This is a genomic window from Megasphaera sp. UBA4382 (assembly GCF_002391155.1).
Taxonomy (GTDB): domain Bacteria; phylum Bacillota; class Negativicutes; order Veillonellales; family Megasphaeraceae; genus Megasphaera; species Megasphaera hexanoica.
In genome coordinates this window covers 17,621-23,790 of record NZ_DGRS01000076.1, presented here as the reverse complement: position 1 = coordinate 23,790, position 6,170 = coordinate 17,621, and the positions used below count along the sequence as shown (strand labels likewise).

The window sequence follows — 6,170 nt, the reverse complement described above, 5'->3', positions numbered from 1 at the left end:
GGGTATATCGCTTCCGCCGCAGCCGGGCTGCCCTTTTTGCCGGGCCGCTCGTGAAAGCGGGCATCCTCTATGGAGGTATAAACATCGTCCTCGCCATAGTGGCACTACCGGATGTAGTGGGGCAGACACTCAGCTTTATGATGAGCTGGGCTCAGGTAGTAACGGGTTGTGTGGGAATCGTCCTGGCCGGTATCGTCTGGCGGCGGCTTTAGTATTTCATGGCTTCTTTTTTTGCCAGCTGGTCGCATCGTTCGTTCAGATCGACACCGGCGTGGCCTTTGACCCAGTGAAATGTTACGTGATGACTGCCATAGAGAGCGTCGAGAGCCATCCATAGTTCCCGATTCAGCACGGGAGTCCCATCGGCCTTTTTCCAGCCCCGGCGCTTCCAGGCAGCCAGCCAGCGGGTGATGCCGTTCTTTAAATACTGGCTGTCCGTATAGAGAGCGACCCGTGAACCGGCCGGGGCCCACTGCAGGGCTTTGATTGCTGCTGTCAGTTCCATCCGGTTATTGGTCGTAGAAGGATGACCGCCAGATTGTTCGGAAACGGCCCCTGTGGCAATAGTACGGGCAACCATAGCCCAGCCGCCGGGACCGTCGGGATTTCTCAGGCAGGACCCGTCGGTATAAATGATGTAGTCCTGATCTGTATCTGCCGGCTGTTCCTGATGCAGCCGGGGCACCTTTTCCCCGTGGAACAGGCGATGACCGGAGGACTGTGCCGTATGAGAACCGGCGGAATCATCACCAGACAGCCAGCGCATCGCCTCTTCTGCACTGGTAAATCCTTTGAAACGGGCTCCGGCATAGCCGGTTACCTGTTTCTGGCATTCAGCCCAGGTGGTAAACAGTCCAGTCTGGCGGCCGTTTCGTACGGCATATATTTTTTTTGGCATAGAAACACCTCATTTCAGAATTATTATCGTACTGATTGTATCATGGAATGAACCGATTTAATAGAGAAAACCATAGAAAGGATGTTCGTACTATGAAATACAGGATGTCCCTCAGGCGCTTTATTTTACTAATTTTTGGTTGTTTCTTTGTCCTGTCTGGAGTGCAGGCAGCGACCGTCATCAACAGCGATGGCTATTATAAAGATATCCGCCTGGCCGGAAAAGTGCGGGTTGTCGATTCCTTTCCCGATATACGGGTACAGGTCGTTCAGAGCTTTCCTGATTTACGCGTTAAAGTTGTCGATTCCTTTCCCGATAGCATTGGTGAGTGGCAGTTTGTAAGTTATGGGGAAGATTTTACCATCCAGTTTGTCGATTCGTTCCCTGATATCCGTATCCGTTTTGTCCATAGTTTTCCCGGAGTAGAATAATGGAGGTATATTATGACAGAAGAAGAAAAAATATTTTCAGGTCATATCTTTAACAACCGTTGTAGTGAACTGGTAGAAATCAAGCGGCGCACCCACCGGCTGTGCCGGGAATATAATCGCCTCGATGAGACTGACCCCGCAAGAACGGATATCATGCGTCAGGTCATGGGATCCATCGGCCGGATATTTTATTTTCAGGGACCGCTCCAGTTCAACTATGGCTGCCATACGTTTATCGGGGAAAATTTTTTTGCTAATTTCAATCTGGTCGTCATGGACGATGCCCGCGTATTCATTGGCGATAACGTATGTATCGGCCCCAATGTATCACTTCTGGCAACGAATCATCCCCTTCTTCCACAGGAACGGCTGGGCCTGAGTGAAGAAGGGCGGATGACTATGGCCGAATTTGCCGAGGATATCCATATCGGGAATAATGTCTGGATTGCTGCTAACGTGGCCGTCCTGGGCGGTGTCCATATCGGTGACAACGTGGTCATCGGTGCCGGATCGGTCGTGACAAAGGATATTCCTGACAATTATCTGGCTTTTGGCGTTCCCTGCAAGCCCATCCGGCCCATTACAGTTGACGATTCCCAGGCCTGGCGCATCCTGCCGGAGGACCGGGAGTTTTTCCGGAACAATCTGAAATAGGCAGTACCTTTTGTGCCTGCCATCGAAATGGTATATAATAGATGCGTGTAACATAATGAAATAGTACAGGAGGAATTCGTATGGCATATATTTATCCCTTCCGCGGCCAGTGGCCGGATATTGATCCCGGCGCCTATCTGGCAGATAATGTAACGGTTGTCGGCAAGGTTACCATAAAAAAAGGAGCAAACCTGTGGCCTGGCGTCGTCGTCCGCGGCGATGATAACGAAATTATCATCGGTAAAGGCGTCAATATACAGGACAATACGATGATTCATGCGGATCCCGGCGATCCGCTCGTCCTGGACGATTATTGCATGGTTGGCCACAGTGCCGTCATCCATTGCAAACATATCGGCAGTGGTACACTGATTGGCATGGGTGCCATTTTACTGGCTAATGCCGATATCGGAGCAGAATGCATCATTGGGGCAGGAACCATGATTACGCAGAATAAAGTTATCCAGCCCCGTTCCATGGTGTATGGGACGCCCTTTAAATTCGTCCGGTCTCTGCGGCAGGAGGAAGTCGATGCCGTTCGTAAAGATATCTTGGAATACGAGACGCTGGGGCAGGAATACAAGGCCATGCAGAAAACGATGCAGCAGAAAAAATAGGAGGGATTACTCATGTTTATGTATGAAATGCCGACCCGCCTGTATTTTGGCAAAGATTGTCTGAAGGGAGCAGGAAAGAATCTGAAGCAGCTGGGAAAAAAGGCACTGATCGTGACGGGACGCCATTCCGCAAAAATCAATGGGTCCCAGAAGGCCGTAACGGATGCACTGGAATCAGAGGGTGTAACGTGGGTATTGTTTGACCAGATAGAAAACAATCCTTCTATCGACACCGTCCGCAGGGCCGCTGACTTTGGCAAATCCCAGCATGTCGATTTCGTTATCGGCATCGGTGGTGGTTCCCCTATGGATGCGGCGAAAGTCATAGCCCTTCTATGTACGAATGACCTGGATGATGCGGCGTTATTTACCGGTCCTTATGTCCGGCCGCTGCCTATCGTGACCGTTCCGACGACATCTGGTACGGGTAGTGAAGTGACGAAAGTAGGCGTACTGACCAATCACCATGCCGGGACGAAACAATCGGTCAATACACCCCTTATTTTCCCCGTACTGTCCTATGCGGATCCGTCCTTTACAGAAAGCGTCAGTACGACTGTGACTATGGATACGGCCGTTGATGCCCTATCCCATGCCATAGAAGGATATATGTCGCGGAAATCGACTCCCATGAGTGACGTATGGGCAGAAGAAGCGATGCGCTTCCTCGGTCCCCATCTGACTGATCTGGAAGGAAATATCCCTTATGTCGTCCGAGAAGACCTGATGTACGGCGCAACGACTGCTGGTATGGTCATCGCCCAGACGGGAACGACTCTGGTACACGGCATGGGTTATCAGCTGACTTATTATAAAGAATTGTCCCATGGCCGGGCGAATGGCCTGTTATTGCCGGGGTATATGCGGCTCATGACAGAAACGATGGAAGATAAGGTGGAAAAAATCTGGGACATCCTGGGATTTTCCGGCCTGCAGGACTTTGCGGACTGCCTGCACAGTCTCATGCCGGAACGGGTTTCCCTTACGGAAGAGGAAATAGAAGAGTATGTCCGGCTGACGCTGCCTACGGGAGCAGTTGCGTCCACACCTTATGAAGTGAATGGTGAAGTCATTGCCCGTCTGTACCGGGAACTGGCCTGAACCAGACGGGTACCGTGAGTGCCGTACCGGATGAAAACCGGCTCTGTGTGAAGAGGGATAGCTTCACACAGAGCTGGTTTTTATGTACATGATAAGCCATAACTAAGAAAATGCAATACAAGCATAATATTTTGAAATTATTGGCATAAAGGGATAGACAATTGCGAAAAAAAAGTATATCATACTGAGTATGTGATGGAAATAACATAAAAGGAATCGTTGCTCCTCCGTATTTCTGGCATGCAAGCAGAAAGGAAAGGATACTGTATCCGGTATACGGTGCCATCGTTAAATATTTTTGTAAATATTTAAATAAAGAGTCTACAAAACAGATATTATGTGATATAATGAACATAAAGCGTGAAACACCCGAGTACCTATCATTGATTTCAGCAGCCACCGTCATAACGGGTAGCTGTATGATATAATTAATAGCCCCAAATGGCATAGCCTGTACTATACTATTTCCTGGCTATGACTTTAATCAAAGGAGAGATGTAAAATGGGTTATATTCTTAACAAAGACCAGATGGACATCGTTAATTTGGCAAAAGACTATGCAGTAAAGAAAGTTATGCCGCTCGTACCGGAACTGGACAACGCTCCGGAACTGACACCGGAAACAGAAGAAGGCAAAAAACTTCTCGACCTCTATCAGGGCGCTGTTGACCTCGGTCTGACGACTCTGGAAATTCCGGAAGAATACGGCGGCCTTGGCCAGGACTACTACACTGTAGCCGCTGCATACGAAGAATTGTCCAAAGTTGATGCTGGCTTTGCTACAGCAGTAGCCGCTTCTTCCCTCGGCCTGAAACCGATCCTCCAGCACGGCAATGACGAACAGAAAAAACTCTATGCTGATTTCCTCAACGGCGAAAAGACGTCTGAAAAAGCTCCGGTACCGGGCTTCTGCGCATTCTGCTTAACCGAACCGGATGCTGGTTCTGATGCTTCCAACAGCAAGACGACAGCTAAAAAAGTTGGTGACGAATATATTATCGACGGCACGAAATGCTTCATCACCAACGGCGGCGTTGCTTCCGTTTACACCGTATTCGCTGTAACGGATAAGACGAAGGGCGTAAAAGGCATCTCCGCTTTCATCGTTGAACGTGACCGCGAAGGCGTTTCCATTGGCGCTGAAGAAAACAAGATGGGCATCCGCCTCTCCAACACGACAGAAGTTATCTTCCAGGACGTTCATATCCCGGCTGATCACCTCGTAGGCGAAGAAGGCAAAGGCTTCATCTATGCTATGCAGACGCTGGACCTCGCCCGTCCTATGATTGGTGCCCTGGCAGTTGGTATTGCTCAGCGCGGTATCGACGAAGCTGTTAAATATGCTCAGGTTCGTCAGACATTCGGCAAGCCGATCATCAAACACGAAGCTATCGCTTTCAAACTGGCTGATATGGATATCCAGACAGAAGTTGGCCGTTCCTCCATCATCAACTTCCTCAACAAATACTATGACGAAAGAAAGAATGGCCGTTACAACTACTCCCGTGAAGCTGCTATCTGCAAATGCTTCTGCGGCGATATGTGCGTACAGGTAGCTCTCGATGCTATCCAGATCCTCGGCGGTTTCGGCTACAGCCGTGAATATCCGGTTGAAAAACTCGTTCGTGATGCTAAAATCATGCAGATTTATGAAGGCACCAACGAAGTACAGAGAATCGTTATCTCCGGCCAGATTACAAAGAAACACTAATTTCACAGGTCGTACAACGGTCACATGCTTTGGCATGTGGCCGTTTTTTTCTGGGAGAACGTTGATGGCTCGAATAAAAGACATTGCTAAGGATAAAACAGAAGTGGTACAATAAAAGTCACGTATACAAGATAGTTGAGTATATTTCACTTCAGAATATAGAGTTAGTTTGTCCAGGTATCTCTGCAGGATAGCTGGCATACGAAGGAGAATATAAGGAGGAATTATGGCAGAGTTACTGGCTCCGGCAGGTTCACTGGATACGGTACGGGCGGCAATCGACGCCGGTGCCGATGCGATTTATCTGGGTGGGAAAGGGTTTAATGCCCGCAAATTTGCTCACAATCTGAGCGATGAGGAAATGGCTCAGGCCGTGCGGATAGCCCATCTGATGGGCGTTAAGATTTATGTCACCGTAAATATTCTCGTGGCAGACACGGAACTATCTGATTTGACGGCCTATCTGAAAAAGCTGGATGATTTGTCTGTCGATGGCATCATCGTGCAGGACCTGGCTGTGGCGGAGATTGCCCGGCGCGTCGTACCAAAGCTGCCGCTTCACGGGAGCACCCAGATGACCGTATCCGATCTGAATGGCGTGCGTTTCCTGGAACGGCTCGGTTTTACCCAGGTCGTACTGGCGCGGGAACTGCCTCTTTCGGAAATCCGCTATATCTGTGCCCATGCTCACGCTGCCATTGAAGTTTTCATTCACGGCGCATCGTGCATGGCTTATTCCGGACAGTGCCTGATGAGCA

General features: G+C 49.5%; 7 protein-coding genes and 1 pseudogene. 7 read left to right on the top strand and 1 reads right to left on the bottom strand.

The features are described from left to right. Window positions 1-212: pseudogene (locus tag B4H10_RS09095) on the top strand (hypothetical protein); the annotation flags it as partial. Here the strand turns inward: B4H10_RS09095 and rnhA are convergent. After that, window positions 209-898: a ribonuclease HI gene (gene rnhA / locus B4H10_RS09090; RefSeq protein WP_113856207.1), complete on the bottom strand. Its 690-nt coding sequence runs from the start codon at window positions 896-898 to the stop codon at window positions 209-211. The pseudogene B4H10_RS09095 and the gene rnhA overlap by 4 nt on opposite strands. A 92-nt stretch (window positions 899-990) precedes the next feature. Here rnhA and B4H10_RS09085 point away from each other — a divergent pair, with 92 nt between their 5' ends. The 6 genes from B4H10_RS09085 to B4H10_RS09060 form a co-directional block, all read left to right on the top strand. Next, a complete protein-coding gene (locus B4H10_RS09085) occupies window positions 991-1,329 on the top strand; it encodes a hypothetical protein (protein WP_292018700.1) in 339 nt (112 codons plus the stop codon). A 12-nt stretch (window positions 1,330-1,341) separates the two neighbouring features. Beyond that, the gene (locus tag B4H10_RS09080) at window positions 1,342-1,983 is read left to right on the top strand and encodes a sugar O-acetyltransferase (RefSeq protein WP_075582148.1); all 642 of its coding nucleotides are present in this window, start codon (window positions 1,342-1,344) and stop codon (window positions 1,981-1,983) included. An 80-nt stretch (window positions 1,984-2,063) separates the two neighbouring features. Beyond that, on the top strand, window positions 2,064-2,600 hold the full coding sequence (locus B4H10_RS09075) for a gamma carbonic anhydrase family protein (protein WP_292018699.1): 537 nt from the start codon (window positions 2,064-2,066) through the stop codon (window positions 2,598-2,600). A gap of 12 nt (window positions 2,601-2,612) precedes the next feature. Continuing rightward, window positions 2,613-3,701, top strand: a complete 1,089-nt coding sequence (locus B4H10_RS09070; protein WP_292018698.1) for an iron-containing alcohol dehydrogenase family protein — start codon at window positions 2,613-2,615, stop codon at window positions 3,699-3,701. 502 nt (window positions 3,702-4,203) lie between these two features. Beyond that, window positions 4,204-5,412 (top strand): acyl-CoA dehydrogenase family protein, encoded by a 1,209-nt coding sequence (locus tag B4H10_RS09065; protein WP_059077342.1) that lies wholly within the window; start codon window positions 4,204-4,206, stop codon window positions 5,410-5,412. Between the two features lie 226 nt (window positions 5,413-5,638). Beyond that, the coding region (locus B4H10_RS09060) for a peptidase U32 family protein (RefSeq protein ID WP_292018697.1) at window positions 5,639-6,170 on the top strand (532 nt) is incomplete at its 3' end.

Bases quoted from the DNA above. Each gene is read 5' to 3' on its own strand.
- rnhA (WP_113856207.1), bottom strand. From the start codon at position 898: ATGCCAAAAAAAATATATGCCGTACGAAACGGCCGCCAGACTGGACTG.
- B4H10_RS09085 (WP_292018700.1), top strand. From the start codon at position 991: ATGAAATACAGGATGTCCCTCAGGCGCTTTATTTTACTAATTTTTGGT.
- B4H10_RS09080 (WP_075582148.1), top strand. From the start codon at position 1,342: ATGACAGAAGAAGAAAAAATATTTTCAGGTCATATCTTTAACAACCGT.
- B4H10_RS09075 (WP_292018699.1), top strand. From the start codon at position 2,064: ATGGCATATATTTATCCCTTCCGCGGCCAGTGGCCGGATATTGATCCC.
- B4H10_RS09070 (WP_292018698.1), top strand. From the start codon at position 2,613: ATGTTTATGTATGAAATGCCGACCCGCCTGTATTTTGGCAAAGATTGT.
- B4H10_RS09065 (WP_059077342.1), top strand. From the start codon at position 4,204: ATGGGTTATATTCTTAACAAAGACCAGATGGACATCGTTAATTTGGCA.